General features: G+C 62.2%; 21 protein-coding genes and 2 riboswitches. Of the genes, 11 read left to right on the plus strand and 10 right to left on the minus strand.

Annotated elements, in window-relative coordinates:
• Positions 1–16: 16 nt before the first annotated feature.
• The gene (locus QRN54_RS10985; protein ID WP_003940179.1) at positions 17–454 is read left to right on the plus strand and encodes a helix-turn-helix domain-containing protein; all 438 of its coding nucleotides are present in this window, start codon (positions 17–19) and stop codon (positions 452–454) included.
• A gap of 81 nt (positions 455–535) precedes the next feature.
• Positions 536–760, plus strand: a riboswitch (cobalamin riboswitch).
• A 159-nt stretch (positions 761–919) separates the two neighbouring features.
• Positions 920–3,184 (plus strand): 5-methyltetrahydropteroyltriglutamate--homocysteine S-methyltransferase, encoded by a 2,265-nt coding sequence (metE, locus tag QRN54_RS10990; RefSeq protein WP_285182021.1) that lies wholly within the window; start codon positions 920–922, stop codon positions 3,182–3,184.
• A gap of 58 nt (positions 3,185–3,242) precedes the next feature.
• Here the strand turns inward: metE and QRN54_RS10995 are convergent, their stop codons facing one another.
• Both QRN54_RS10995 and QRN54_RS11000 read right to left on the minus strand, forming a co-directional pair.
• A complete protein-coding gene (locus tag QRN54_RS10995; RefSeq protein WP_007733602.1) occupies positions 3,243–4,841 on the minus strand; it encodes an ABC transporter substrate-binding protein in 1,599 nt (532 codons plus the stop codon).
• Positions 4,842–5,014: 173 nt separating this feature from the next.
• Positions 5,015–5,629: a TetR/AcrR family transcriptional regulator gene (locus QRN54_RS11000; protein WP_003939912.1), complete on the minus strand. Its 615-nt coding sequence runs from the start codon at positions 5,627–5,629 to the stop codon at positions 5,015–5,017.
• A gap of 104 nt (positions 5,630–5,733) precedes the next feature.
• Between QRN54_RS11000 and QRN54_RS11005 the strand changes: the two genes are divergently transcribed.
• The 5 genes from QRN54_RS11005 (at position 5,734) to QRN54_RS11025 (ending at position 11,715) form a co-directional block, all read left to right on the plus strand.
• On the plus strand, positions 5,734–6,285 hold the full coding sequence (locus QRN54_RS11005) for a MarR family winged helix-turn-helix transcriptional regulator (RefSeq protein ID WP_007733603.1): 552 nt from the start codon (positions 5,734–5,736) through the stop codon (positions 6,283–6,285).
• A gap of 108 nt (positions 6,286–6,393) precedes the next feature.
• A complete protein-coding gene (locus QRN54_RS11010; protein WP_030535304.1) occupies positions 6,394–7,593 on the plus strand; it encodes a homogentisate 1,2-dioxygenase in 1,200 nt (399 codons plus the stop codon).
• Positions 7,590–8,459: a hypothetical protein gene (locus QRN54_RS11015; RefSeq protein ID WP_285182022.1), complete on the plus strand. Its 870-nt coding sequence runs from the start codon at positions 7,590–7,592 to the stop codon at positions 8,457–8,459. The genes QRN54_RS11010 and QRN54_RS11015 overlap by 4 nt, the downstream gene beginning before the upstream one ends.
• Positions 8,456–9,646, plus strand: coding sequence for a fumarylacetoacetase (gene fahA / locus QRN54_RS11020; RefSeq protein ID WP_285182023.1), 1,191 nt, complete (start codon positions 8,456–8,458; stop codon positions 9,644–9,646). Before QRN54_RS11015 ends, fahA begins: the two co-directional genes overlap by 4 nt.
• Before the next feature lie 78 nt (positions 9,647–9,724).
• A riboswitch (SAM riboswitch) is annotated at positions 9,725–9,818 on the plus strand.
• Positions 9,819–9,822: 4 nt separating this feature from the next.
• Positions 9,823–11,715: an FAD/NAD(P)-binding protein gene (locus tag QRN54_RS11025; RefSeq protein ID WP_285182024.1), complete on the plus strand. Its 1,893-nt coding sequence runs from the start codon at positions 9,823–9,825 to the stop codon at positions 11,713–11,715.
• Between the two features lie 52 nt (positions 11,716–11,767).
• Here the strand turns inward: QRN54_RS11025 and QRN54_RS11030 are convergent, their stop codons facing one another.
• The 5 genes from QRN54_RS11030 to QRN54_RS11050 all read right to left on the minus strand — a co-directional run bounded on the left by QRN54_RS11030 (position 11,768) and on the right by QRN54_RS11050 (position 16,931).
• Entirely contained in the window at positions 11,768–14,191 is a 2,424-nt protein-coding gene (locus QRN54_RS11030; protein ID WP_058037788.1) for an ATP-dependent Clp protease ATP-binding subunit, read from the minus strand.
• A gap of 114 nt (positions 14,192–14,305) precedes the next feature.
• Positions 14,306–14,821: an Rv2253 family sensor-like surface protein gene (locus QRN54_RS11035; RefSeq protein ID WP_285182025.1), complete on the minus strand. Its 516-nt coding sequence runs from the start codon at positions 14,819–14,821 to the stop codon at positions 14,306–14,308.
• Positions 14,822–14,833: 12 nt separating this feature from the next.
• A complete protein-coding gene (locus QRN54_RS11040) occupies positions 14,834–14,989 on the minus strand; it encodes a hypothetical protein (protein ID WP_285182026.1) in 156 nt (51 codons plus the stop codon).
• Positions 14,986–16,032, minus strand: a complete 1,047-nt coding sequence (locus tag QRN54_RS11045; protein ID WP_285182027.1) for an MFS transporter — start codon at positions 16,030–16,032, stop codon at positions 14,986–14,988. Before QRN54_RS11045 ends, QRN54_RS11040 begins: the two co-directional genes overlap by 4 nt.
• The gene (locus tag QRN54_RS11050; protein ID WP_285182028.1) at positions 16,029–16,931 is read right to left on the minus strand and encodes an NAD(P)-dependent oxidoreductase; all 903 of its coding nucleotides are present in this window, start codon (positions 16,929–16,931) and stop codon (positions 16,029–16,031) included. The genes QRN54_RS11045 and QRN54_RS11050 overlap by 4 nt, the downstream gene beginning before the upstream one ends.
• 108 nt (positions 16,932–17,039) lie before the next feature.
• Between QRN54_RS11050 and QRN54_RS11055 the strand changes: the two genes are divergently transcribed.
• Positions 17,040–17,618, plus strand: a complete 579-nt coding sequence (locus tag QRN54_RS11055; RefSeq protein WP_054827153.1) for a CGNR zinc finger domain-containing protein — start codon at positions 17,040–17,042, stop codon at positions 17,616–17,618.
• Here the strand turns inward: QRN54_RS11055 and QRN54_RS11060 are convergent.
• Complete coding sequence (locus tag QRN54_RS11060; protein ID WP_030535295.1) at positions 17,615–18,244, minus strand: TMEM175 family protein; 630 nt, start codon at positions 18,242–18,244, stop codon at positions 17,615–17,617. The two genes, QRN54_RS11055 and QRN54_RS11060, sit on opposite strands and share 4 nt — an antisense overlap.
• A gap of 213 nt (positions 18,245–18,457) precedes the next feature.
• Positions 18,458–18,799: a hypothetical protein gene (locus tag QRN54_RS11065; RefSeq protein WP_285182029.1), complete on the minus strand. Its 342-nt coding sequence runs from the start codon at positions 18,797–18,799 to the stop codon at positions 18,458–18,460.
• Between QRN54_RS11065 and QRN54_RS11070 the strand changes: the two genes are divergently transcribed.
• From QRN54_RS11070 to QRN54_RS11080, 3 genes are all read left to right on the plus strand, one after another.
• Positions 18,771–19,742, plus strand: a complete 972-nt coding sequence (locus QRN54_RS11070; RefSeq protein ID WP_285182030.1) for an MFS transporter — start codon at positions 18,771–18,773, stop codon at positions 19,740–19,742. The two genes, QRN54_RS11065 and QRN54_RS11070, sit on opposite strands and share 29 nt — an antisense overlap.
• A 16-nt stretch (positions 19,743–19,758) precedes the next feature.
• Positions 19,759–21,426, plus strand: coding sequence for an amidohydrolase (locus tag QRN54_RS11075; protein ID WP_285182031.1), 1,668 nt, complete (start codon positions 19,759–19,761; stop codon positions 21,424–21,426).
• 93 nt (positions 21,427–21,519) lie between these two features.
• Positions 21,520–22,179, plus strand: coding sequence for an LppP/LprE family lipoprotein (locus QRN54_RS11080; protein ID WP_003940243.1), 660 nt, complete (start codon positions 21,520–21,522; stop codon positions 22,177–22,179).
• A 94-nt stretch (positions 22,180–22,273) separates the two neighbouring features.
• Here the strand turns inward: QRN54_RS11080 and QRN54_RS11085 are convergent, their stop codons facing one another.
• Positions 22,274–25,729 (minus strand): indolepyruvate ferredoxin oxidoreductase family protein, encoded by a 3,456-nt coding sequence (locus QRN54_RS11085; RefSeq protein WP_165639063.1) that lies wholly within the window; start codon positions 25,727–25,729, stop codon positions 22,274–22,276.
• Between the last annotated feature and the right edge of the window lie 265 nt (positions 25,730–25,994).

Genomic DNA, 25,994 nt, shown 5'->3' on the forward strand with positions numbered 1-25,994 from the left:
GGGGAAGGGACGTCTCATGTCGAACCAGTTCAACGATCGCTTGAACTCGCTGTTCGAGACTGCCGACTTTCACGTCACCAACGCGATGGTCGTTCGCGGCATGACCGAGTTCGGCTGCCGTATCTCGACGCCGTACCTGTCGCAACTGCGCACCGGCGTCCGAACCAATCCGTCACCCGAAGTGGTTGCCGCCCTCGCCCACTTCTTCAAGGTCCATCCGGACTACTTCTACGCCCCGTCCGATCACACTCCGCCCGCGATCTCAGGTGGCGAGGCAGACCTCTCCCTCCTCGAACAGCTGCACAACGTGCGCCTGCGGAACCTCACCTCCCGTGTCGTCGACCTCTCACCGTCTTCACAGGATCTGCTTGTCGAAATGGCGGAGAATCTACGTTCCTCCGAAAATCTTCCGCGCGTACCACCGGACTCGAATTCCTACATGTCACGCGCATAGCGCCCTTCGCCGACTCTCCTTGACTGCTCAGGGAGGGTTGGCCTTATGCTGGTCGATGCAGCTGGTTCGCCCGGCACGGTCATGAGGAGCCCCGAAGACCGGTCCCGGCGTCGAAGCTCCGTCAGCGCAAGCTGTCGGGGTGAGAGGGAACCCGGTGAAAATCCGGGACTGTCCCGCAGCGGTAAGCAGGAACGACCGCCGTTCATGTGCACTGGGCATCCGCCTGGGAAGCGACGGCCAGTAGGTTCGATCCAACTCGATCGAGTGCCCGCGAGTCCGAAGACCTGCCGACTGTGTCGGGCACGCCGTGCCCGACGGTCCACCGCCTCGTGGAATGGGCGTGTAGATCTCCATCGGACCTCGTGTGCGGTGCGGGCAGTGCTGCCCGCTGAAACTCGGGGTCTCGTGAGGTGTACCCGTCTGCCGGCAGTGGCCATCAATGCATTGGCAATCTGGAGAAACTCCGTGACAACAACATTCACTTCGACCGTGCTGGGCTCACCGCGCATCGGTCCTCATCGAGAACTCAAGCGGGCAACCGAAAGCTACTGGGCAGGGCGCATCGACGCCGACGCCCTGCAGGCTGTCGCCCGTGACCTCCGTCGGCAGGGCTTGGCCGACCTCCGTGACCTGGGCCTCGACTCCGTCCCGGTCAATACCTTCTCCTTCTACGACCAGATGCTCGACACCGCAGTTCTTCTCGGCGCGCTGCCCGACCGCGTCGCGTCGGTCGCCGATCCGTTGGACCGCTACTTTGCCGCTGCCCGTGGGACGGACACCATCGCGCCGCTCGAAATGACGAAGTGGTTCGACACCAACTACCACTACCTGGTGCCGGAGATCTCGCCGTCCACCACGTTCGCACTCGACCCGTCCAAGGTCTTGTCCGAACTGGCAGAAGCACTTTCCGACGGCATTGCAGCCCGCCCGGTCGTCATCGGACCGGTCACCTTCCTGCTGCTCTCGAAGGCTGTCGGCACCGACGAGCCGCTGCTCTCGCGACTCGAAGAACTACTCCCCCTCTACGCGGATCTACTCGGTCGGCTCGCGAAGGCCGGTGCGAGCTGGGTTCAGCTCGACGAACCGGCCCTCGTGGGCGATCGCACCGACGAGGAAATCGAAGCGGCACGCGCTGCGTACGAACAGCTTTCAGCGCTGTCCGAGCGGCCGTCGATCCTGTTGGCGTCGTACTTCGGTTCGCTGCGTGAGGCGCTGCCCGCGCTTGCGTCCACCGGCGTCGAAGGATTTGTCGTCGACCTGGTGGCCGGTCAGGATTCGATCGGCTCCGTCCCCGAACTCGCCCGCAAACTGGTCGTCGCCGGTGTGGTCGACGGACGAAACATCTGGCGGTCGGATCTGGATTCGGCACTGAGCACGTTGGGTGCTCTGTTGGGCAGCGTGGATACTCTTGCCGTCTCCACATCGTGCTCCCTGCTGCATGTTCCGTACACTCTCGACGCAGAGGCCGATGTCGACAAGGCCCTGCGCTCGTGGCTCGCGTTCGGCACCGAGAAGGTCAAGGAAGTAGTAACTCTCGCAACCGCTCTCACACAGGGCCGAGAGTCGGTGGAGGACGAGTTCGCTCTGGCACGAGCGGCCGCGTCGACCCGCAAGGACGATCGCAGACTCAATGATGCGAGTGTTCGAGGCCGTCTGGACGCGGTGCTGAACTCGGCGACCGGTCGCGCGCCCGCCGCCGAACGTCGCGCTGCCCAGGACGAACTGCTTTCTCTGCCGCCGCTGCCCACGACGACCATCGGTTCGTACCCGCAAACCTCGAAGATCCGCATCGCTCGCGCAGCACTGCGCAAGGGCGAGATCGACGAAGCCGAGTACGTCAACCGTATGCGCGCCGAAATTGCCGAAGTTGTTGCGCTCCAGGAAAAGCTGGACCTGGACGTTCTTGTTCACGGTGAGCCGGAACGCAACGACATGGTCCAGTACTTCGCGGAGCAGTTGGACGGATTCTTCGCCACCGCCAACGGTTGGGTCCAGTCGTACGGCACCCGCTGCGTGCGTCCGCCGATTCTGTACGGCGACGTCTCCCGCCCGAAACAGATGACCGTCGACTGGATCACGTACGCGCAGTCCCTGACCGACAAGCCGGTCAAGGGCATGCTCACCGGACCCGTCACCATTCTGGCCTGGTCGTTCGTCCGCGACGACCAACCCCTCGCGGACTCGGCAAATCAAGTCGCACTGGCCATTCGAGACGAGACCGTCGACCTGCAGGCCGCCGGAATCGGAATCATCCAGGTTGACGAACCGGCTCTACGAGAACTACTCCCACTGCGTGCCGAGGATCAGCGTGCCTACCTGGACTGGTCGGTCGGCGCCTTCCGGTTGGCTACCTCGGGCGTCGCGGATTCCACCGCGATCCACACGCACCTGTGCTACTCCGAGTTCGGAGCGGTGATCGGCGCCATCGCCGGCCTCGACGCGGACGTCACGTCCATCGAGGCGGCGCGCTCACACATGGAGGTCCTCGACGATCTCAGTTCGGTCGGGTTCGACCTCGGCGTCGGCCCGGGTGTCTACGACATCCACTCGCCGCGGGTGCCGAGCGTCGACGAGATTGCCGAATCCCTGCGTGAGGCACTTAAAGCTGTTCCTGTCGAGCGGTTGTGGGTCAACCCGGACTGCGGTTTGAAGACCCGCGGTTCCGTCGAGGTCGAGGCGTCACTGCGTAACCTCGTCGAAGCCGCGAAGTTGGTACGAGCGGAGCTATAGGGGCAAAGCCCCTGTGCGCCTTTTTGGTAGTGGGCACTACCAAAAAGGCGCACGGGGGTCAGCTCAACCACGTATTGCCGAAGAGCAGAATCCCGTCCGCACTCGGGGTCACTCCGTGCACGTTCTCGCGCCACGGAATGAAGACCTTGCCGGAGTTGACCACGGCCATCGGCGCCGTCTCGTTGACCACGGTCTGAATATCGTCGATGACGGCTCGCCGCTCATCCTCGCCCGACGCCGTTTGCAGCTTGCCGAGCAACTCGTCCATCCGAGCGTTCTTGTAACCGAGAATGTTCGACGGCGATTCGCTGAACAGGTTGCCGTACATACGCACGAACGGTGACTCTTCCAGCACGTTGAACGCGAAGTAGGACACGTCGTAGTCATGCTTTGCGTACAGCATGGAAATCAGATCGTTGATGCTGGTTGCGTAGGTGATGTCGACCGTGAAACCCACTGCCTGCAAGAGCGACTGAAACGTCAGTGCGCTGCGCTGCGTCGCCGGATCGTTCATCCCGACGTACGTCAGTTTTCCGTCGTAACCGTCCGCCTTCGCCTCGGCGAGATACTTCTTGGCCGCCTCGGGGTCGAAGCCGTTCCCGGCCACCGATCCGTGCCACTGCGACCACGACGCGAACATGTCGGTGCCGGGTTCGCCGAAGCCGCCTTGAACTCGCTCGTTGAACGTATTCGGGTCCACCGCAGCGACAATCGCCTTACGCACGCGCTCGTCCTTCGCTGCCCGATCGTCGCGCTGATTGATTGCCAGAACTCCGGCCATGCTGGCCGAGTACACAAATCCGGGATCACCGGCTTCGAAAGCCTCGTGAATGAAGTCGGGAGACTTCAGATAGGCAACCTGGATTCCGTCGGTGTGCAATCCTTCCAGTTTGCTCTTCTCGTTGACGATTGCCGGAAAGCGCAACTTCTCGAGGTACGGCGCCCCGTCCCAGTACGTCGGACGGGCAGCGAGCACCAATTCGTCCTGGGAGGCGAACTTCTCGACGGTGAACGGGCCTGCCCCGATCGGGGTGAACGTGCCGGTAGCCATCGACGAGGGCGCGACGATCATGCCGGGACCGGTGGTGAACATGATCGGGAACTCGTCCCACGGCTGCGCCAATGTAAAGACGACCGTACTCGGATCCGGTGAATTCGTCTCGCGCACAGCGGTCTTCCACACCAGCGCGTGAGTTCCCTTCTTCTGCAGATAGTGATCGATGCTCCACAGGACTGCCGCACTGTCCATCGGAGTGCCGTCGCTGAAGGTGACGCCGTCGCGCAATTTCAGTGTCCACACCGTGTTGTCGCCGTTGGCCGACAACGACTGAGCCAAGTGGGGGACGTATTCGCCCGCCGCCGTATCGAAGCGCATGAGAAGGTCGTAGATGGCTGCCATTTCGCTACCACCGGTAGCGCCGCCGTCCTGACGGTCAGCCGGATCGAGACTGCTGATCCCGTTGTAGGTGGCAAACGACACGGTGCCACCCGATCGCGGCTCTCCCCCGTTGTTCTGGTCACCGACAACTCCGACCGTCACGTCCGATGCATCCGTGGTCGTACCTTGGCTGCTACCGGCGCACCCCGTCACCACCAGCGTCGCCGACGCCAGGACAACCATCCAGATTCGAGCGCGGACTCGGTACGAGCGCTTCATTGCGACTCACTTTCACAGTTCACGGATACGTCGATCCCTGGATCGGACACCCGACATATTTGTAAGTGAATTCTAGGTAAGGTCTCGTCCTGCGTCTTCGTTTTCACAAAGCCAAAGCGATAATTCGCGTTCATGACAGCAGAAACAAGAACTGAATTCTAGGTTGCAACCGTTCAGCGAATTACCAGTCCGATGACGTCTTCGACGTTCCGCTGGGCCTCTGCGAATCCGATCCGGCCACTGGTCCACAGCGCAAGGGCCGTCAACATCGTGCCGCCTATTGCCACGGCCGCAACCCTCGCCGTCTCGGCCGGGACGCCGTCCATCAACTCGAACAGCATTCTCCGATGTGCCGCTGCGCGCAGATCCAACGACTCGATCACGAACTGATCCGAGGACGAATGGAGTTCGATCTCCAACCGAGCGAAGTAGGGCCTACGCTCGAATGCCTTCATCTCGCGGCGATGAAGTGCCAGAACCCGCTCGTACGCGTTGTTCTCACCACCGTCTGCCCGCAACTTCTCAGGACGACGGACCGATTCGAGACCGCTCCACGCCGTCATCGCCGCAGCCAGAAGTTGCTGTTTGGTCGGAAAGTAGCGATACAGCGTTCCGAGTGCGACGCCTGAACGCTCCGAGACGTCTTTCATCTGGATTCGATCCGACGGCATCTCGGCCAGCATCTCGACCACCGCCGTGGTCAGTCGTCCTCTCCGCTCGAGTTGCCCCACCGACATGAGGTCGACGTCCAAGGGAAACTCGTCGCTGCGCGCAGTCACGCGCGTCACGATAGTTCAGAATCCTGACCGCAGTGCCGGGTTGCGAAGTTTCATCGTAACCCCGAGATCTAATACACGGATTAATCAACTGCAGATCGCGCTAGGGTTAGTCCATGACTGACCGGACAACCGATGACCAGCCAACCGTCGGCGTGCTGAACTTCTGGTCGTTCATCGAACTGGCCAACAAGCGACTGGCCACCGAACACGGCTTTCGCGACCAGCTGGCCACCGAGGTACTACTGACACTCAATCGGGCTTCCAACGTGGTCACCTACGATCTCGAGTCGTCGATCCACCGCCCTCGCGGCTGGTCATGGTCCTCCTTCAGGCTGTTGTTCGTCACCTGGCTGGCCGGTCCGATCGAGCCGAAGGCTGCCGCCGAGCTCACCGGCATGAGTAGGGCAGCGGTCTCCAATCTGTCCAAGTCGCTGCTGGCAGACGGATTGATCGATCGTCGGCCCACCGAGAACGACGGCCGTTCCGTCCAGCTGTACCTGACCGCCAAGGGCCGAGAAGCCATGGTCGAAGCCTTTCGCGAGCAGAACGAACGCGAACACGCCTGGGTAAGCGTCCTGAGCGAGGCCGAACAGCGAATTCTTGTCATGCTCCTGGACAAACTGATCACCAACCGCAGCCAGTTCGACGTACGCGGACGTAACTGACATAGACCCGAACCCCTTGGAGGGTTGCGCTCATCACATCATTTTAGTTAATGTGTTTACTATCTGGTGGAGGTGAGCCAGGCAGAACAGCACAGAAGGAGCCCCGTCATGGCGTTCTATCGACAACTCGGCAACATCCCACCGAAGCGTCACACCCAACACCGTGACGAGTCCGGCAACCTCTACTACGAAGAGCTGATGGGAGAGGAAGGTTTCTCCTCGGATTCTTCGTTGCTGTACCACCGCGAGATCCCGTCGGCCATCGTCGACGCAACGGTCTGGGAACTGCGCGATCAGAGCACAACCCCCAACCATCCCCTCAAACCGCGCCATCTGAAACTCCACACGCTGTTTCCCGAAAGCACCTGGAACGAGACCGACGTGGTAACCGGCCGTCGTCTCATCCTCGGAAATGCCGACGTGCGATTGTCCTACGTCGTTGCGGCAGCGCCATCTCCCCTGTATCGCAACGCAATCGGCGACGAGATGGTCTACATCGAATCTGGCGAGGCGACCGTCGAGACCGTCTTCGGTGCACTCGAGGCCAGTGAAGGTGACTACGTCCTGATCCCGATGTCCACAACGCATCGATGGATCCCCAAGGGTGACAAGCCACTTCGTGCCTACGCCATCGAGGCGAACAGTCACATCGTCCCGCCCAAGCGCTATCTTTCCCGCTTCGGCCAGCTGCTCGAGAACGCACCGTTCTGTGAACGAGACCTGCACGGACCGATCGCGCCCATGATCGCCGAAGGAACCGACGTCGAGGTACTGGTCAAGCACCGAACGTCGGCGGGCATCGTCGGCACCCGAATGGTTTATCCCACGCACCCTTTCGATGTCGTCGGCTGGGACGGCTGCCTGTACCCGTACACCTTCAACATCTCCGACTACGAGCCGATCACGGGCCGTGTTCACCAACCGCCGCCGGCACACCAGGCGTTCGAGGGGAACAACTTCGTGATCTGCAACTTCGTTCCGCGCAAGGTCGACTACCACCCCCTGTCGATCCCGGTGCCGTACTACCACTCGAACGTCGACTCGGACGAGATCATGTTCTACTGCGGCGGTGACTACGAGGCGCGCAAGGGTTCCGGCATCGGTCAGGGTTCGATATCTATTCATCCCGGCGGCCACGCCCACGGACCACAACCCGGCGCCTACGAGCGGAGCATCGGCGCCGAGTTCTTCGACGAGCTCGCCGTGATGGTCGATACGTTCCGGCCCCTCGAATTGGGTGAGGGAGCCCTTGCCTGCGAGGACGAAGCGTACGCCTGGAGCTGGGCAGGGCGGGGGCCTCGGCAATGACGATCATCTCCCCACTCCTGCGTGGCCTGTGCGACGACGCAGCACTCTTCCCACCCGGCAATGCTCCTCTCGCCGAGGCAATTCCGGCCCACGTCGCCTACCTGCAGGCGGATTACGACGCACTGGTCGGGCCTTTCGTTTTTCCCGCGCCGCGACTGGGCGAACTGGCTGCGTACGTTTCAGCGGACAGCCCGGTGACGCTGAGCCTGACCGTGCCGGCCGGCCCATCCGATACGGCGGCCGCACTCTCGAACGCGCTCGCCATCCCTGGTGTTCACGTCGCCGCCGTCGAGGTGGGAATTCCTGACGGGTTGGACGCCGATGCGGCCTTCGAGGAACTCTCTCGTGTCCATGCCGCTCATCCCGACGTCGACATTTTTGTCGAGGTGCCTCGAGGTGATCGGCGCGCGGGCTATCTCACAGCTCTCGAAACTGCCGGGCATTCCGCAAAGTTTCGCACCGGCGGGATTGTCGCCGAGGCGTACCCGAACGAGGAAGAGCTCGCCGATGCGGTGATATCCGTTGTCCGAGCGAATATCCCGTTCAAGGCGACTGCGGGACTGCACCACGGTGTGCGCAACACCGATCCGGAAACAGGCTTCGAGCAACACGGCTTCCTCAACATCATGGTGGCCGTCGACGCGGCGAGGCGGGGCGCCGATCGTTCGGAAATTGTTGCTGCACTGTCTCAGCGCGATGGAAAATCGATCGCGCAAGCCCTGGCCGACCTCACCGAGGACGAGGCCGGCGAGGTGCGTCGCCGATTCCTCTCGTTCGGTACCTGCAGCATCTCGGACCCTCTGACCGAGCTGGAAGGCCTCGGGTTGATCGTCCGCTCCGACAAAACCGAAGGAACTCTCGTATGACTGTCACGACCATCGACATTCCCGCCGACTCACTGTTCGGTCTCGACAATCTGCCGTACGGGGTCTTCTCCCCCGCGGGAGGGTTACCGCGTGTCGGTGTGCGCGTCGCCGAATCGGTGGTCGATCTCGCAGCGACACTGGGTGATTCCGTCTTCTCCGAACCGACTTTGAACGCGTTCATGGCTCAGGGACGAGATCAGTGGGTATCGGTGCGAAACCGGATCACGGAGCTCGTGACTAGCGAAATAGACTCGAATGCAGTGTTTTCCGTTGATTCGGTGACAATGCATTTGCCGATCGCAGTGGCCGATTACGTCGACTTCTACGCCTCGGAGAATCACGCAACCAACCTCGGGCGGTTGTTCCGCCCGGACGCAGCCCCCTTGATGCCGAACTGGAAGCATCTTCCCGTCGGATACCACGGGCGCTCGAGCACCGTCGTCGTCTCCGGCACCGACATCGTTCGTCCCTGCGGACAGCGGAAGGCACCCGATCAGGAAAGCCCGGACTTCGGACCGTCCCGGCGCCTCGACATCGAAGCCGAGATGGGATTCATCGTCGGAACTCCCTCGAAGATGGGCGATTCCATCACCCCGGACGAATTTGCCGAGCACGTCTTCGGCGCCGTCGTCGTGAACGACTGGTCTGCCCGAGACATCCAGGCGTGGGAGTACGTGCCCCTCGGTCCGAACCTGGGGAAGAGTTTCGCGACCTCCATCTCACCGTGGGTCGTACCCTTGCTCGCTCTCGAAGCAGCCCGAATCGACACTCCGGTGCAGGATCCCGAACCGCTTTCCTATCTGCGTGGTGAAGAGAAGTGGGGGCTGGACATCGACCTGGCCGTCGAATGGAACGGTCACGTCGTCTCCCGGCCGCCCTACGCCCAGATGTACTGGTCGCCTGCGCAGATGCTCGCGCACACCACCATCAACGGCGCAGCAGCGAGCACCGGCGATCTCTTCGCGTCCGGAACCATTTCCGGACCGGACAAAGATCAGCGCGGCGCCTTCATCGAGCTGACGTGGGGCGGCAAGGAACCCGTAGCTGTGGGCTCCGAGACCCGTACCTTTCTCGAAGACGGCGACACCATCGCCATCTCAGCCACCGCTCCCGGCGCCGGCGGATCACGAATCGGCTTCGGGGATGTTCACGCTCGGATCCTGCCTGCAACGCAAACCGAAAGATAGTGATTGACAACTGTTTGATTCACGCTGATCTGATGTCCGGAATTCCTTGCCTCACGATTCTCCGAAGATAAGCTGGACTAACCATCCAGAGCGATCGAGAGTCCTGGCTCCGTGACGTCGCAGCAACCCCCTCTGCTGAGGTGCGGGTGCTTTCTGCCAGGTCCGATGGAGGACTCGTGCCAGGCGATCGACCCCGTACCTCAGTGGGGACAGCAGCTGTCATCGTGATCGTGGGTGGTGGACCCCGCGGGACCGGCGTACTCGAGCGGATCCTCGCTCACGAATCGGTGAACGCCGATCCCACACCGATCGACATTCACGTTGTCGACCCGTATCCGGCAGGCGCCGGCCGTATTTGGCGAGGCAGCCAGGCGCCGCTTCTGTGGATGAATTCGACAACAGCGGACGTCACGATGTTCACCGACGAGACCACCGCCGTGATCGGCCCGGTGCTGCCGGGTCCGACCCTCGCGGAATGGGTCGCCGAGCGCTCGGCTGAGCTTGCCGAATTCCCAGAAATCGCAGCAGAAGTTCCGACGATCACCCCGTCGTCGTTTGCATCGAGGTCACTGCAGAGCCGATACCTGAACTGGGTGTTCGAGACTGCAGTCGACTCCGCGCCAGCGCACGTCGACGTTCGAGTTCATCGACGATCCGTGGTCGACATCGTGAACGTCGGCGAGACACAGACGGTTCATCTGGACGACGGAGCTGTCATCGACGCGACGACCGTCCTTCTCGCACAAGGGCACCCCGATGCGTTGCCTGCCCCACGCGAAACCGCGCTGACCAGCTTCGCGTCCGATCACGGGTTGACGTATGTGGGTCCGGGCTACACTGCCGACCTCGACGCCGATGTCATTCCCGAAGGCGAACCGGTTCTGATCGCCGGACTCGGGCTGGCTTTCATCGACTGGATGGTTCTCCTCGCCGAGAGCCGTGGCGGCATCTTCGAACGCGGTGAAGACGGCATCCTCACTTACGCTCCCTCGGGTCGGGAACCCCTGTTGTATGCCGGATCTCGTCGCGGAGTGCCGTATCACTCCAAGATTTCGTACTCGATCGCTGACGCACGGCCACCGCTACCGCGGTTCTTCACCGCTGATCTCGTTCCCGGCGACGGACCGTTGGATTTCCGAAACGACATCTGGCCCTTGGCGTCGAAAGAACTGGCAGGCGCCCACTATCACGAGCTGTTCGCATCTCACCCGGATCGGACAGTGGGCACCTGGGAGGAGTTTGACGCCGAATTCGCCTCGCTGGCCTGGGGATCGCCTCGATTGCAGGAACTGGTCGAGAACGCAGTCCCGAAGCCGGAAGACCGTATCGATCTCGAGCGGCTGAACCGCCCACTCGGCGGTGAGCGCTACGACGGGCTTGCCGAGGTCCAATCCCGGATCACCGAATACATCTCGGCAGATGTCGCGCGGAGGTCGGACCCGTATTTCAGCGCCGACGCGGCTGTCTTCTCAGCGCTGCTGTCGACGTACATGACCGTCGGAGAATTGTTGCGGCGCGGCAGAATCCCGGCCGAATCCGTCGCCAAGGACGTCGAGGGTTGGCTTCATTCGTTCTTCAGCTTCATCGCCAGTGGTCCGCCACCCGAGCGACTGGAACAGTTGATCGCCCTCAACGAGGCGGGCATCGTCCAGTTCCTCGGGCCGGATTCGGTGTTCTCCACCGAGATCGACCCGGCAACGGGGGCTGGGATCTTTGTCGCGCGCAGTGCGTCGCACACCGACATCGTGGCCGCGAACACCCTCGTCGAAGCACGCTTGCCGGTTGCTTCCATCAGCGCGAGCGGTGACTTGCTCCTGCGGACGCTTCACCGTCGGGGCGAGGCAGTCGAACTTCGTGCGACCGTGGACAGTTCGGCGAAGCTCGCCGTCGACGGTACTTCACGAATTCTCGACCGGAACAACACTGCTCATCCCCGCCGCTTCGCGGCCGGGCCGTGGGTTGCAGGCCATAACTGGTCGGCGGCTTTCCCTCGTCCCCGTACCAATGCAGGGTTCTTCCGGCATAACGATGCCCTGGCGGCGGAGATTTTGGGCGCTGCGCGCCTGTGAGCGATTAGGGAGTCCTGGGACTCCCTAACCGCTCACGGGGGCTGTGCCCCTCCTAGCTGAACACCAACTCACCCTCGTCAACCGCGACGGTGATACTGCCGCCCTCTTCGAGGAGATCGTCGAGCAGCATGTCGGCGATCTTGTCGTCGACCACACGCTGAATCGAACGACGCAACGGGCGAGCCCCGAACTCGGGCTGATGCCCGTGCTCGGCGATCCAGTCCACCGCGTCGGCAGTGAACTCGATCTCGATGCCCTTGGACTGCAGCCGCTTCCGGCTGTCGTCGAGCAGCAGATCAGTAATCCGGTGCAGTTGCTCGGTGTCGAGCTTGCGGAAGATCACGATCTCGTCGATACGGTTGAGGAACTCCGGCCGCATCGATTCGCGCAACCTGGCCATCACGCGGTCGCGCAGTGGCTTCTCCGCCGACTCTGCATCACCCGTGGTGAAGCCGAGTCCACCGGACTTGCTCGAGATGATGTCCGAGCCGAGATTGCTGGTCATGATCACGACGGTGTTCTTGAAGTCCACCGTCCGACCCTGACCGTCGGTCAGACGCCCGTCGTCGAGCACCTGGAGCAAGGTGTTGAACACGTCCGGGTGTGCCTTTTCGATCTCGTCGAGCAGGATCACCGAGTACGGGTTACGACGCACCTGTTCCGTGAGCTGTCCGGCCTCGCCGTAGCCGACGTATCCGGGAGGAGCACCGACCAATCGGCTGACCGTGTGCCTCTCACCGAACTCACTCATGTCGAAGCGCAGCATCTTGTTCTCGTCTCCGAAGAGTGTGGCAGCCAGAGCTTTTGCGAGCTCCGTCTTGCCGACGCCAGTGGGTCCGAGGAACAGGAAGCTACCGACGGGACGATCCGGATCGCTCATACCGGTACGGCTACGACGCACGGCACGCGCGATTGCGCGAACGGCGTCATCTTGCCCGATGACACGACCGTGCAGTTCCTCTTCCAGACGGCGCAGGCGATCTTTCTCTGCCTGAGTCATCTGGCTTGCCGGAATACCCGTTGCGCGAGCGACAACTTCGGCGATTTGTTCAGCGGTCACGTCCGGCGTTTCCTCGGAAGGAACCGAGGATCCTGCCTTCTCGAGACGCTTTGCGACGCCGTTGATCTCGTCACGCAGGGTCGACGCCTTCTCGTACAACTCGTCGGCGACGGCTTTTTCCTTGTCGCTCTCGAGCTGCTCGAGACGCTGCTGCAGCGCAGCGGTGTCTACCGTGGCCGTCTTCAAGCGAAGCCTGGCGCCGGCCTGGTCGATCAGGTCGATTGCCTTGTCCGGCAAGAACCTGTCGCCGATGTAACGTGCCGACAGCTCCACCGCAGCGGTGATCGCCTCGTCGGTGTAGTGCACCTTGTGGTGATCCTCGTACCGACTGCGCAGTCCGCTCAAGATCGCGATTGCGTCCTCGATCGACGGCTCTCCGACCTGTACGGGCTGGAAGCGCCGCTCGAGCGCGGGATCCTTCTCGATGTTCTTGCGGTATTCGTCGAGCGTGGTGGCGCCGACGATGTGCAGTTCACCGCGAGCGAGCTTGGGCTTGAGGATGTTTCCGGCGTCCATCGCACCGTCTGCGCCGCCTCCGGCACCGGCGATGGTGTGCATCTCGTCGATGAAGACGATCAGCTCGTCCTTGTGTGCGGTGATCTCGTCGATCACCTTGGTCAGCCGTTCCTCGAAGTCACCGCGGTAACGGGTACCCGAGACCATGCTCGAGAGTTCGAGCTGGACGATCTTCTTGCCCACCAACGATTCCGGGACATCCCCGTCGACGATGCGCTGGGCGAGACCTTCGACGATGGCAGTCTTGCCGACGCCGGCCTCACCCACCAGGACCGGGTTGTTCTTGGTGCGGCGGGAGAGGATCTCGATGGTCTGTTCGATCTCGTCGGCGCGGCCGATCACCGGATCGACGCCGCCGTTGCGGGCGCGATCGGTGAGATCGATGCCGTACTTGTCGAGCGTCGGTGTGGTGGACTCGTCTTCGACTGGACCGGCTGCGGGATTCTGAACCGCTGCCTGCAGCTTCTCCGGCGTGATGCCGGCCGAAGCGAGCAGACGACCCGGAACATGATCGGGGTCACCGGCCAGGGCGATGAAGAGATGTTCGGGGTCGATGTACGTCGATCCCAGGGCTCGGGCCAGTTGATGAGCCTCGAGTAGAGCGGTTTTCACGGCACTGCTGAGCGCAGGAGCAGAGTAGCCCCCCTGCTCACGGCCTTGTGGCAGCCGCAGGTCGACGGCGTCGACCACGGATTTCGGGTCGGCTCCGGCGCGCTGCATGAGCGTGCGGACCGGATCCTGCTCCGCCATGACGCGGAGAACGTGCAGTGCATCGAGATCCGAATCACCGCGAGCAGCCGCTACACGTGCAGCGTCAGCCATGAGTTGCTGGGTGGCCCTGCTCATGAGCCGGGAAATATCGATGCGACCGGGACCCTCGGGCCCGAAGAATGCTGGCATTCCGAAGCCTCCTTGCAGAAAGTTGAGCGTTACTGACTCAATTAACGTGCATGGGGCTCGATCAATTCCCGCCGCCTCAGATTTGTTTCAACACCATCCAGTCGCCGATCGTTCTCAACTACCGAAAGATCCGGTAGACCGACCGACCGGGTGCGCCTCGACGCGCATGATCACCGATCCCGCGCAGGGACCACTCTTGATGTCGGTACGCCACGAACCTTTCAGACTGCCATCGGGCTGAGGCGTGTAATACGCCTCGGAGTGCGCCGCTGCCCACACCTTGGGCACGCCCTCCCCCTGGTAGCAATCCCACTCCCAGTCATAGGGGTGCACCCAACTGGTTCCGTCCCAGGTGTATCGAGCAGGCTGCGGCAACGTCGGATTGGCGGGAGCCGGACCGCCGACCACTGTGGCGATACAGACTCCGCTCGAGCAATCCGTCTCGAACGTGTAGGTATCGGAGAAATCCGGCTCCCACTGGCTGGCGGCCAGACTTGTGCCCGTCTTGGTCGCGGCGAAACGCTTGAGCGAGTAATCACCGGACCAATTCGCATCCGCAGCCCCCGCGGGCATCGCTCCGGCGACAAACCACGTAGCAACGAGCGCAACCACCAGCAATGACTTTCGCATGCGTGAAGTGAATCACAAGCTATGTCCGAATTGTCGGATACTGGCCACAAGAACACCGACGACGATCAGCACCAGCGAAACCAACGGCAATGCTCCCGCACCCCTGTCCGCCAAGATCAGCCCGCCCACGACGCCGCCCGCTGCGATCGCCGAATTGAAGATCGTCACGAAAACCGATTGCGCAGTGTCCACACGTCGCCCGTCGTATCCGCGAGCGCCGTCTGAAGGAGAGTGGGAGCGCCTCCGAATGCCACGCCCCATGCCGCAACGCTGAGTGCGATCACTGCGAAGCTGTCACCGCCGACGCCCAACGCCGTCAAAGCTGCGGCAAAGACCACCAAGCTCAGCACGGTGAGACTTCGAAGGGCCCGGTCGACAAACACCCCGACCACACCTATGCCCACGAAGGCGAAAAGTCCGAACACGAACAAGACGATTCCCAACCGATCGCCGAAACCGATGCGATCCAGAAACGCCGCCAGATACGTGTACACGATGTTGTGCGCGAGGATCCACAAGAACGCGACAAACAGAATAGGTCGTACGCCAGGCAGGACCAGGACTTTCCGCACCGGCAGCTGCCGATCCGCTTGTTGCCCGGGAAAGTCCGGCATCACCGTGAGTATCCACGCGACCAGAAGTAGCGCAGCAACCGACATCACGGCGAAGACGACGCGCCAATCGGCCAGGGTCCCGAGCCACGCCCCCATCGGAACGCCGATTGCCAACGCGATCGGCTGTCCGACGGAGGCAACCGCAATGGCCCGCCCCTGCAGGTGAGGGGGCGACATCCTGCGTGCGTACCCGGCAAGCAACCCCCACACCACACCTGCCGCCATACCGGCCAGAAACCGAACACCCAAGGTGAGAACCGGATTCGACGAAAGCGCTGTCACCAGATTGAAGACACCGAACCCCAGAATCGCCGACACCAGGACAGCACGCCGTCGCAATCCTCGGGTCAATGCGATCAGTGGTACCGCCCCGACGACGGAACCCAATGCGTATGCGATGACCAATTGCCCTGCGCCGGAGACCGATACGGACAACCCTGACCCGATCTGCACCAGTAGTCCGGCCGGCATGGTTTCGGTTGTGATCGCTATGAAGCCTGCCATTGCGAGTGCCGACAACCCGGCCAGCGGTAGTGTCCGGACGGAATCGGTCTCCGCCAGTGCCGAAGTCGCCGTCCCGTCCGAGTTCGAGCTCACCTCGTCGGTGTTTCGGGACTGCCTTCACCCGACTGGCCGGAACGGACCAGTTCTGCAATAGACGCCCAGTCCATCTCGCCCTGACCGTTCGCCAGAGCCTGAGCGAGCACGCCTCGAAGTACGCCACCGAACGGCAAATCCAGATCGACGCTGTCGGCGGCGTCGAGCGCAAGCCTCAAATCCTTGAGGCCCAGAGCTGTGGTGAATCCTGCAGGCTCGTACTGACGCATCGCGACGAGGTTTCCGTAGCTGGAGTAGACCGGCCCCGGGAAGATCGTCGAGGTCAGCAGTTCTACGAGTTGGCTTCCGTCCACACCGGACCTCTCCCCCAATGTGATTGCCTCGCCCAAGGATTGAATCGCGGCGAGGATGAGGTAATTGCCGATGATCTTGACGATGTTGGCCTGCTCCGGACGCTCACCTTGTGGCCACGTGCGAGCACCGATGACGTCGAGGAAGGGTTGCACTCGCTCGAGGAGGGAACTGTCGCCGGCGGCGATGATGTTCAACTGGCCAGCCTGAGCAACAGAAACGCGTCCGAACACCGGCGCCGCGATGTACCCGATGCCGTACTCGGCGTGCAGTGCGGCGGCGCGCTTGGCAAGGTCGACGCTGACGGTGGCCATGTTGACGTGCACGGTTCCACTCGGAACGGATGCGAGGACGGCGGGATCCAGAATGGCCGAAGACACGGCCGAATCATCTGCCAACATCGACAGCACAACACCGGACTGGAATGCCTCGGCAACGGTTTTCGCGCCGCTCGCCCCTTCCTCGACCAGTTCGGCTACCGCTTCAGGGCTGCGATTCCACACCGTCACGTCGAAGCCTGCGCCCAGTAGATTTCGAGCGATGGGACGACCCATCGCACCCAAGCCGACCACGGAAACAGAAGTCATGGATTTCCCTCTCGAAAGTGCTGAACCATCTAAGACGGTTCAAGACTCTCATACGGGTACAGTTGCTGTCGAACCGGTTGAGATGGTTCGCCACGAAGGAGGACGAAAGTGAACGAAGCAGGAGCTGATCAATCCGCTCGGGACGTGTTTCGACTCGACAACGACACGCTCGCCTTCCGCTTCACCGCCACCCTCACCAATCGGAACGGCTCGAGGTTCGAACGACTCACGAGCCCGCAGCGACTCGAATTATGGTTACGCGCCAACGATCTGATGGGCGCCCCCGCAACCGCGACAGAAGACGACCTCCGCGGCGCGCAGGATTTACGTGAGGCCATTCATCGCATCGGAACCGCCGTATGCGAGAACCGCCGTGCCTCACGCACCGATGTCGGGATCGTCAACACCGCATCCGAGCTCGGTGATGCCCACCTCGTCCTCGAGAGTGGCCGGGCCCTCTGGAAATCAGCCGGAGACAATCCGATCCGTGACGCTTTGTCGATAGTGGCTGCCGACGCGATCGCGGTGCTCGGTGGAGCCGACCGGGACCGCGTCAAAGCCTGCCAGGGCGACGGGTGCACCGGCCTCTACGTCGACACCAGTCGCGGCAACAACCGACGCTGGTGCTCGATGAACATCTGCGGAAACAAAGCCAAGAAATCCGCGATGACCGCTCGCGCCGACTAGCTCATCTCACCTTCACCGCGACTCCATTTCGCCGCCACTCGGTTCCACAGCTTCTCGATCGGCGTCGACAGCAGGAGAAGAAACAGCGGGAAGTACGACGTCACCGGAACGAGCACACTGACGAGCAGCGCCACCACCATGATCAGGAAAGTGACGATTTCAGCGGTGAAATGCGGCTTCGCATTCTCTTCGCTCAACGACGGGTTGCGGACCAGACCCCACGCGACCACCGCCAGGCACGCAGCACTGGCTGCCATTGTCCCGATGTAGAGAGCCCTGGTCCCGAGATCCTGCGACGGCGCTGCAACGAGCGCTGTCGGGAAGGGCAGGAACACGATGGTCATCACCCACAACCCCAGTCCGCGAACGACCACCTTGTCCGCGTCGACCACAAAACGAAGCAGCCGATGCTGCGACCACCAGAGCCGGAAGATCACCAGAAAGCTCAGGGCGAACGAGTAGAACTGCGCAGCGTGATCGCGCAGCAGTTCTGACGTGGTGCCGTGGTGGTCACTGGTGAGTTCGACCAGCGGCAGGACGAGCAGCGTGATCGCAATGGCGACAATCGCGTCGATGAAAGTGACGTAGCGCTCGAAGTAGCGGGTGCGTTCCGCAATCTCAGCCATTGCGGAAGCATAAGCCTCACAACAGGAAACAGACCGGCGACGCCACTTTACGGAAGCACGTATCCGGAAACATACAATTAACGAATCAAATTCGTTAGATCTCTTGACCGTGGCGGAGCCCATCCCCATACTTAACGAATCACATTCATTAAGTGACTCGCATCACGCCACCAGGGGTCGGTTCAGCCACCCCCTTCAGGACATGGGGTTGCCCTAGTGCCGATCAACGCTTCGACGAATACGCAGTCCGACCGGGTTCCACTCACCGCCAACCGCGGGATTGCCGTCTTCAGTATCGGCGTCATGGGGTTCATCACCGCGAACCTCATCCCCCTGATGATCGTGGCAATGGTCGAGGACCTTGGTGTCACCGAATCCGCTGCCGGTGCCGTTCTGACCGCATCGCTGCTGGTCTGCGCCGTCACCTGCCTCGCCACCACCCGAATCGCCTCGGGCCGGCATCGCCACCACCCGAATCGCCTCGGGCCGGCATCGCCATCTCCTCGGCCGCGTCAGCCTGATCGCGATGGCAGCCGCATTCGGCGTTGCGGCCATCGCACCGTCCACGACGATCGCATGCGCCGCGATCATCGTCGGCGGTATCGGCGCTGGTGGATCCGCATCCGTTGGCGGAGCGGCACTGGCCGCGCTCACGAACCCGGACCGGGCGTCAAGCATCAGCGGCCTCGTGAACCGTGTCGTCGTCACAGCCGTCCTCGCTCTCATACCCATCCTCGGCACACACATGACCAACGCATTCGGCATCGTCGCAGTCCTGGCACTGGCTACCGCAGCAACGGTCACCTGGTTGCCGTCGTCCCCGGTGAAAGAGTCGCCGGAGACGGCGAAGTCCGCCAATACGACCACAGCTCTCCCCGCCGGGGTCAGCGCGAAACGACTCACTTTTGCCGGAACCGCATTTCTCGCGATGCTTGCAGTCTGGGCGATCAGCGAGGACTCGTTGTGGGCAGTACTCGGCATCATGGGTTCCGAGCACGCCGGGCTCTCGGATCAACAAATGAGTCTCGCACTGAGCGCATCAACGGCGGGTGGTGTGCTCGCGGCTGTTACCTTGACCGCGTTGGGTTCTCGGGTCAGTCGGACAGTATCGATCTCCGTGCTACTGATACTCGGGGCAATTCTGAAGCTGTCTGCCGGCCTCACCACCGATCCCACGATCTACCTGGTAGTGGTCATCGCTTGGAACACGATCTACGCGGCCACGTTCATCGTCCTGGTTGCCATCTCGGCCGCGCTCGACGCGGCCGGCCGATGGTCGGCGCCACTACTGGGCACCTACCTCATCGGCTCCGCGTTCGCGCCGCTGTTCGGAACTTCGGTGACGGCCGGCCTCGGGTATCCGACCTTCGGAGTCATCATCTCGGGGATCAGCTTCGTTCTACTGGGCCCGTTCGCCTTGGTTTCCCGACTCTCCGCACGTACCGAAGGTGCGTATCGTCACCACAGCGCCGCCATCACTACTACCGTCATCGCGTAAGGATCACGTAGAAGTCATGAATGACAGCATCACTCACTACCGCAACGGAAAGATCTTCACGGCTGCCGACGACGGATGGGCCGAGTCGATAGTCGTCGAGGACCACAAGCTCAGATTCGTGGGCGAAACCGTCTATGCCGATATCCTGGCTCCAGACGCCGAGGTGATCGATCTCGAAGGTGCCGTCGTGCTACCCGGTTTCGTCGACGCCCATACGCATTTGGTGATGATGGGATTCGCGCTGCAGAAGTTGGATCTGCGTGATGCCGCCGATCTCGCCGACATTCAGTCCAGCATCAAGCAATTCGCGGAATCGAACCCGGACGCACCACGACTGCTGGGTCGCAGTTGGTTGTTCTCCGCGCTGGATGGAGGGCACCCGACGCGAGAGATGATCGACGCCGTCGTACCCGATCGCCCGGTGTACCTCGACGCCAACGACGTACATTCGGTCTGGGTGAACACTGCAGCACTGCGAGAACTCGGCATCGACGCGGACACTCCCGATCCGATCGGCGGTCGTATCGGCCGGGATCCGGACACCGGAGAAGCCACCGGAATGCTGTACGAGACCGCCATGATGCTCTACGTCTGGCCGAAACTGGCGGAGCTCGCATCCGACGAAGACCGGGACGCCGCCCTCGCTCTCACCTTCCGCCACTATCTCGAGGACGGCGTGACCGGTGCGGTCGACATGGCTCTCGGCGCGGACGAATTAGCCTCGCTGGAAAGAGCATTGGACGCAGGAGACGGAACACTGCCGCTGCGCGTCGCGGCTCATTGGCTGATGACCCGCGAGGACAATGAGGCCGACAACGTCCGACAAGTTCACGACGCAATCGAACTCCACGAGCGTGTCCAAGGTCCGTGGCTCCGTATCGCCGGAATCAAGATCATCATCGACGGTGTGATCGACAGCTGCACTGCCGCAATGAAAGAGCCGTACTCGGACGGCACCAACGCCGAGCCCATCTGGGATCTCGAATCCTTGATCCCCGTCGTGACAGCCGCTGACGCCGCAGGCCTGCAGATCGCGATGCACGCGATCGGCGACGAGGCGTCGGAGATCGGATTGACGGCACTCGAGTACGCGATCGCCGCCAACGGAGACATTCCCCGCAGGCACCGAATGGAACACTTGGAGTCCATCACCCGGGACAACGTCGAAAGGCTTGCCCGCCTGGGAATCATCGCCTCGATGCAACCGGTTCACGCTGACCCTGCAATCCAGGAGAACTGGCAGGCGATGCTCGGCGACTACCGGGTCAATCGCGCGTACCCCTGGCCCGAATTCACCGAGGCCGGAGCGGTTCTGGCGTTGGGTTCGGACGCTCCGACCGCTCCCCACCCGCCGCTGCCGAACATGTTCATCGCCACCACCCGTCGATCCGCAATCGATCCGTCACTGGCACCCAACCTGCCGAAGTACGCACTCCCCCTCGCGGACGCGCTGGCTCACGCAACTCGCGACGCTGCCTACTCGTGCCGGTGGGAAGATGTGACCGGCCAGCTGGTTCGGGGTAAAGCAGCCGATTTTGTCGTACTGAAACAAGATCCGTTCACCGAAGGGGTCGATTCTCTCCTGACCACAGAGATTGCGATGACCGTCGTTGCTGGATCCGTGCGATACGACGCGGCCGGGGCCAAGAGCACCGAAGCACGGAACGCCGAGTCCGATAGCTGATCGTTACCGGTTGTTCGATAACGCACGCATGCGGCCCGGCGACAGAACGAAGGAGGGACTTGAACACGTGAACCCATACACTCTGGAGGACGCATGCGCAGGAAAGCTCCGATTTCGGCCGCCGTCGCAGCCGCTGCACTGGTGACGGCCACTGCCCTGACGGTCGCCGGTTGTGGGTCGACCGAAGGAACACCTGAAGCGGCGGCGAGTTCCACGGCAGCCAGTTCAACGGCGTCGGCGACATCGACGGCAAACGAAACCGAGACGACGGTAGCGAGCTCTCCCCCGCCGCAATCGAACACCCGCACAAATGCATCCACGACGGCGACTACGACAGCAATCCCCGCTTCGGGTCCCTGTCTCGACGTCGGCTCCTCGCTCGTCACCGACGCCATCGGCACGCTGGGCACCGACATCAACGGGGGCAATTGGATACCGAGATCCGCGAGCGAAGAACAGATCGGGAATTGTCCTGACCTGCTCTGGGTTTCGGTGGACGGCGACGGCGTCGGCGATGCGACTTACCAGTCACACGTCCTGTTCTTCCACGACGGAACATACCTGGGCACGGCTACCAGTGAGCCGTACTCGTACACACACGTCATCGACAGCAACAAGGATTCGGTATCCGTCCAATACCGTTGGCTGCTGGACGACGATGCATTCTGCTGTCCCCAAGGCGGACCGAACATAGTGAACTTCACGTGGAACGGCAGCGCCGTGGTTGCCGACGGCCAGTTCCCGCCCTCCTGAACCTGCCTGGGTCCGAGAAGGCCCTGAATGCAACTGTGCCCCAGCGACGACGGTCACTGGGGCACAGTCTTGTTCGATCTACTCGCCGGCGCTCCTACTCACCGACACCGAGTTCGCGCAGGCGAGTCTTGTACAGCTCGATGTTGCCGAGCTTGATGTCTTCGTAACCGCGAACCACGTCCGGCAGTGCCGCGATCTCGACGGCGCGATCGTATCCGTCGGTTGCGAGCGTACGAGAGAGGTCAGCGATCATGGCCTCGTACTCGGCGAGCAGTTCACGCTCGACCTTGCGGACGTGCATGTAGCCGAAGGGGTCGAGCTTGGTACCGCGAAGCTTCTTACCCTTGGCCAGAACCTTCAGTGCAACATGCGACTTGGGTCCGAGACCGATCTTCTTCTTGCGGCCCATCACTCGAAGGATCGGCGGGTGGAGCTTGTAGGTCAGGTTCTCCCCGGCCGGCACCTGAGACTTGACGTCCTCGAGGAATGCGGGGTCGACCAGCATACGAGCAACTTCGTACTCGTCCTTGTACGCGGTGAACTTGAACAGGCCGCGGGCAACAGCCTCGCTGAAATCGGTCCGCTCGGTTGCGGCACGTTCGGCGGTCCAGACTGCCTGAACCTGATCGATGTAACGCTGGGCGATCTTGACGGACTGGAACTCGATGAGCTGCGCCGCACGCAGTTCCACCAGTCGCAGGGTTTCACCGGTGAAGGTGGTTCCGGCGAACATGTGAGCCGGTGCGACAACGGGTTCGCGGACGGACTTGGCCGGCGTGGTGACGGCCGAGAACGCTGCGGTGTCGGCAATTGCTGCACGACCCCAACGGAATGCCGCGATGTTCGCGTCCACGGCAACGCCGTTGATGCCGATCGCTTCTTCGATGGCCTCTGCCGGCAGACGAAGTCCGCCGCTCTGGTAGGCCGCACCGATCAGCAGGAAGTTGGCTGCTGCGGTGTTACCGAACAACTCCTGTGCCGCGGCGAGTGCGTCGAACGAACGCAGGGTGCGCGACACCTTGTCGAGACGGGCGAGGAGTGACGTCTCCTCGGGGTAGCGAACAGCCTTGTCGTAGACCATGTCTCCGGTCGGCGTCTGAGACGTCGAGGCGATGGAGACCGTCTTCTCGGCGTTGCCGTAGTCGAGGTTCTTGTTGTCCGTCGCGGTCAGCAGGTCGAAGGCGACGATGCAATCCGCGCTGCCCGGAGTGAGGCGGTTGGACGGCTCGAGCGCGCTGGAGCTGAAACGCAGGTGCGAGACAACCGGTCCGGCCTTCTGGCTCAGTCCGATCTGGTCAAGGCTCTCCACCTCGAGGCCGGCGCGCAGTGCAGCCGTTGCGAGCACCTGGTTGACGGTCACGATGCCGGTGCCGCCGATGCCCGCGAGGAAAACGTTCTGCGTGCTGGTGAGCGGTCCGAAATCGGGGTCTGCGACGACGGGCGGGACGGGACGTGCGGCCTTCGGAGCCTTCTTGCCCGGTACCAATTCGACGGTCACGAACGACGGGCAATCGCCGTCCATGCAGGTGTAATCGGTGTTGCAGGACGTCTGGTCGATCTTCGTCTTGCGGCCGTACTCGGTGTCCACGGGCTGGACCGAGAGGCAGTTCGACTTCACACCGCAGTCACCGCAGCCTTCGCACACTGCCTCGTTGATGACGACGCGAGTGTTGCGAGTGGGCAGCGTGCCACGCTTGCGCTGGCGACGAGCGTCGGCCGCACAGTGCTGGTCGTAGATCAACACTGTGACGCCCTTGATCTCGCGAAGCTCCTTCTGGGCCTCGTCGAGGCGATCGCGGTGCCAGAGCTTGGTGCCCTTGGCCAGAGCGCGCTTGTTGTGACGCGAAGGCTCGTCGGCGCAGATGATGATCTGCTTGACGCCCTCGGTGGTCAGCTTGTGGCTGAGCTGAGCAACGGAGAGGGCACCTTCCGCGTCCTGTGCACCGGTCATCGCTACTACTTCGTTGTAGAGCAACTTGTAGGTGATGTTCACGCCTGCGGCGATGCATGCCTGGACAGCCAACTGACCGGAGTGGAAGAAGGTGCCGTCGCCGATGTTCTGGAACAGGTGAGGCACGTCGGTGAACGGTGCCTGCCCGATCCACTGGCTGCCCTCGCCGCCCATTTGCGTCAGGCCGGTGACAGCGCTGTCCTCACGGCCGGACATGGTGACGAGTGTGTGGCAACCGATTCCGCCGCCGCCGATGGAACCCTCGGGAATAGCGGTGGAACGGTTGTGGGGGCACCCGCTGCAGAAGTACGCGGTTCGCTTGGCGGAGAGCACGTTGAGCGACAGCGGGGCCGGGAGGGTGCGCTTGAGTTCGACGTGCGGCTTCAGTACGCGGCGCAACGGGGCGAGCAGCCGGCCTGCGGTCAGTTCACCACTGGCAGGCATGAGCAGACGGCCCTGGCCGTCACGCTTGCCGATGATGCGAGGGGCATCGTCGGTGCCGTACAGAACTTCCCGGATCTGAGCTTCGATGAACGCGGTCTTGTCCTCGACCACGACGATCTGCTCGAGACCTTCGGCGAACTCCTTGATCTTCTCGCCCACGACGGGGTAGCACATTCCGATGCGAAGGAGACGGATCCCGGCGCGGTGCAGCGCGGCATCATCGACGCCGAGGTCTGCCAGAGCTTGTCGGACGGAGTCGAAAGTTGTACCGGTGGCGGCGATACCGATCTTCGCACCGGAGGGGTTGACCTCGATCACATCGAGGTTGTTGGCAGTTCCGTACGCGTGCACAAGATCCCATCGCGGGCCGTACAGATCGGCCTCGGCGATGACACTGTCCGGCGGCGCGGCCATCTGACGCTGCTTGTAGACGAAGGGCTTGCCCTCGAACTGCACTTCCGGAACCACGATGTCGAAGTCCGCGATGCTGCCGTCGATCGTCCAGGCACCGTCTGCGACGTCGGCGACGATCTTCAGCGCTACGACGCAACCGGAGACACGCGAGAGAGCAACGGCGTGCATACCCATCGTGATGATCTCTTCGGCATTGCGTGGGAAGAGAACCGGCACGCCCATCGCGGCAAGCGAGCGCTCGCTGACGGCCGGAACCGTGGAGGACTTCGACGCGGGGTCGTCGCCCACCAGGAGGACGACGCCGCCCTTGGGGTTCACGCCGTACATGTTGGCGTGGCGAATGGTGTCGGTAGCGCGGTCGACGCCGGGGCCCTTGCCGTACCAGACGCCGGTCACGCCGTCGTGGGTCGCGGTTCCGGCAGGGAGATCCGTCTGGCTTCCCCATACCGCCGTGGCGGCGAGCTCCTCGTTGAAGCCAGGGATGAAGGTGATGTCGTGCTCGGCGAGAACCTTGGGCATGCCGTGAAGCATCTTGTCGACGCCACCGAGGGGGCTGCCCTGGTAACCGGAGACGAAGGTGGCAATACGCTTACCTGCCCGAATGTCGCGAACGTGCTGCTCGACGAAGCCGCGTGCAATTGCCTGAACACCGGTCAGCAACACCGGTCCCGATCCCGACCGGTACCGATCATCGAGGTCATAGGGCTTGGCCTGGGCTACGCCCGACACCAGTTCAGTCATCGTGGACCACCGTTCCGTCTGCAGTGCATTTCAACTACCGTGCATTTTCAACAACCGCGTAACTCGATCTGTTCAGATGATCGTGGTCGAGGTATGTGAAAGCGTCAACAGAGGCTTGTTCAACTATTCAAATTGACAATTTGTGAGCCAAATCACGTGACCTAGGTCATCGAATCAATCAGTTGGAGACCCGTTCGTGGCGATACGGCGAAACGGACATAAAACGTTCCCGACAATGCACACCGAGAACTTTCTTGACATTGAC

The organism is Rhodococcus sp. MEB032 (genome assembly GCF_030208925.1).
Taxonomy (GTDB): Bacteria; Actinomycetota; Actinomycetes; order Mycobacteriales; family Mycobacteriaceae; genus Rhodococcus_F; species Rhodococcus_F qingshengii.

Coding starts and splice junctions, on each gene's coding strand:
- QRN54_RS10985 (WP_003940179.1), top strand. CDS start 17: ATGTCGAACCAGTTCAACGATCGCTTGAACTCGCTGTTCGAGACTGCC.
- QRN54_RS10995 (WP_007733602.1), bottom strand. CDS start 4,841: ATGAAGCGCTCGTACCGAGTCCGCGCTCGAATCTGGATGGTTGTCCTG.
- QRN54_RS11005 (WP_007733603.1), top strand. CDS start 5,734: ATGACTGACCGGACAACCGATGACCAGCCAACCGTCGGCGTGCTGAAC.
- QRN54_RS11010 (WP_030535304.1), top strand. CDS start 6,394: ATGGCGTTCTATCGACAACTCGGCAACATCCCACCGAAGCGTCACACC.
- QRN54_RS11015 (WP_285182022.1), top strand. CDS start 7,590: ATGACGATCATCTCCCCACTCCTGCGTGGCCTGTGCGACGACGCAGCA.
- fahA (WP_285182023.1), top strand. CDS start 8,456: ATGACTGTCACGACCATCGACATTCCCGCCGACTCACTGTTCGGTCTC.
- QRN54_RS11030 (WP_058037788.1), bottom strand. CDS start 14,191: ATGCCAGCATTCTTCGGGCCCGAGGGTCCCGGTCGCATCGATATTTCC.
- QRN54_RS11035 (WP_285182025.1), bottom strand. CDS start 14,821: ATGCGAAAGTCATTGCTGGTGGTTGCGCTCGTTGCTACGTGGTTTGTC.
- QRN54_RS11050 (WP_285182028.1), bottom strand. CDS start 16,931: ATGACTTCTGTTTCCGTGGTCGGCTTGGGTGCGATGGGTCGTCCCATC.
- QRN54_RS11060 (WP_030535295.1), bottom strand. CDS start 18,244: ATGGCTGAGATTGCGGAACGCACCCGCTACTTCGAGCGCTACGTCACT.
- QRN54_RS11070 (WP_285182030.1), top strand. CDS start 18,771: ATGGCAGCCGCATTCGGCGTTGCGGCCATCGCACCGTCCACGACGATC.
- QRN54_RS11065 (WP_285182029.1), bottom strand. CDS start 18,799: ATGGCCGCAACGCCGAATGCGGCTGCCATCGCGATCAGGCTGACGCGG.
- QRN54_RS11075 (WP_285182031.1), top strand. CDS start 19,759: ATGAATGACAGCATCACTCACTACCGCAACGGAAAGATCTTCACGGCT.
- QRN54_RS11080 (WP_003940243.1), top strand. CDS start 21,520: ATGCGCAGGAAAGCTCCGATTTCGGCCGCCGTCGCAGCCGCTGCACTG.
- QRN54_RS11085 (WP_165639063.1), bottom strand. CDS start 25,729: ATGACTGAACTGGTGTCGGGCGTAGCCCAGGCCAAGCCCTATGACCTC.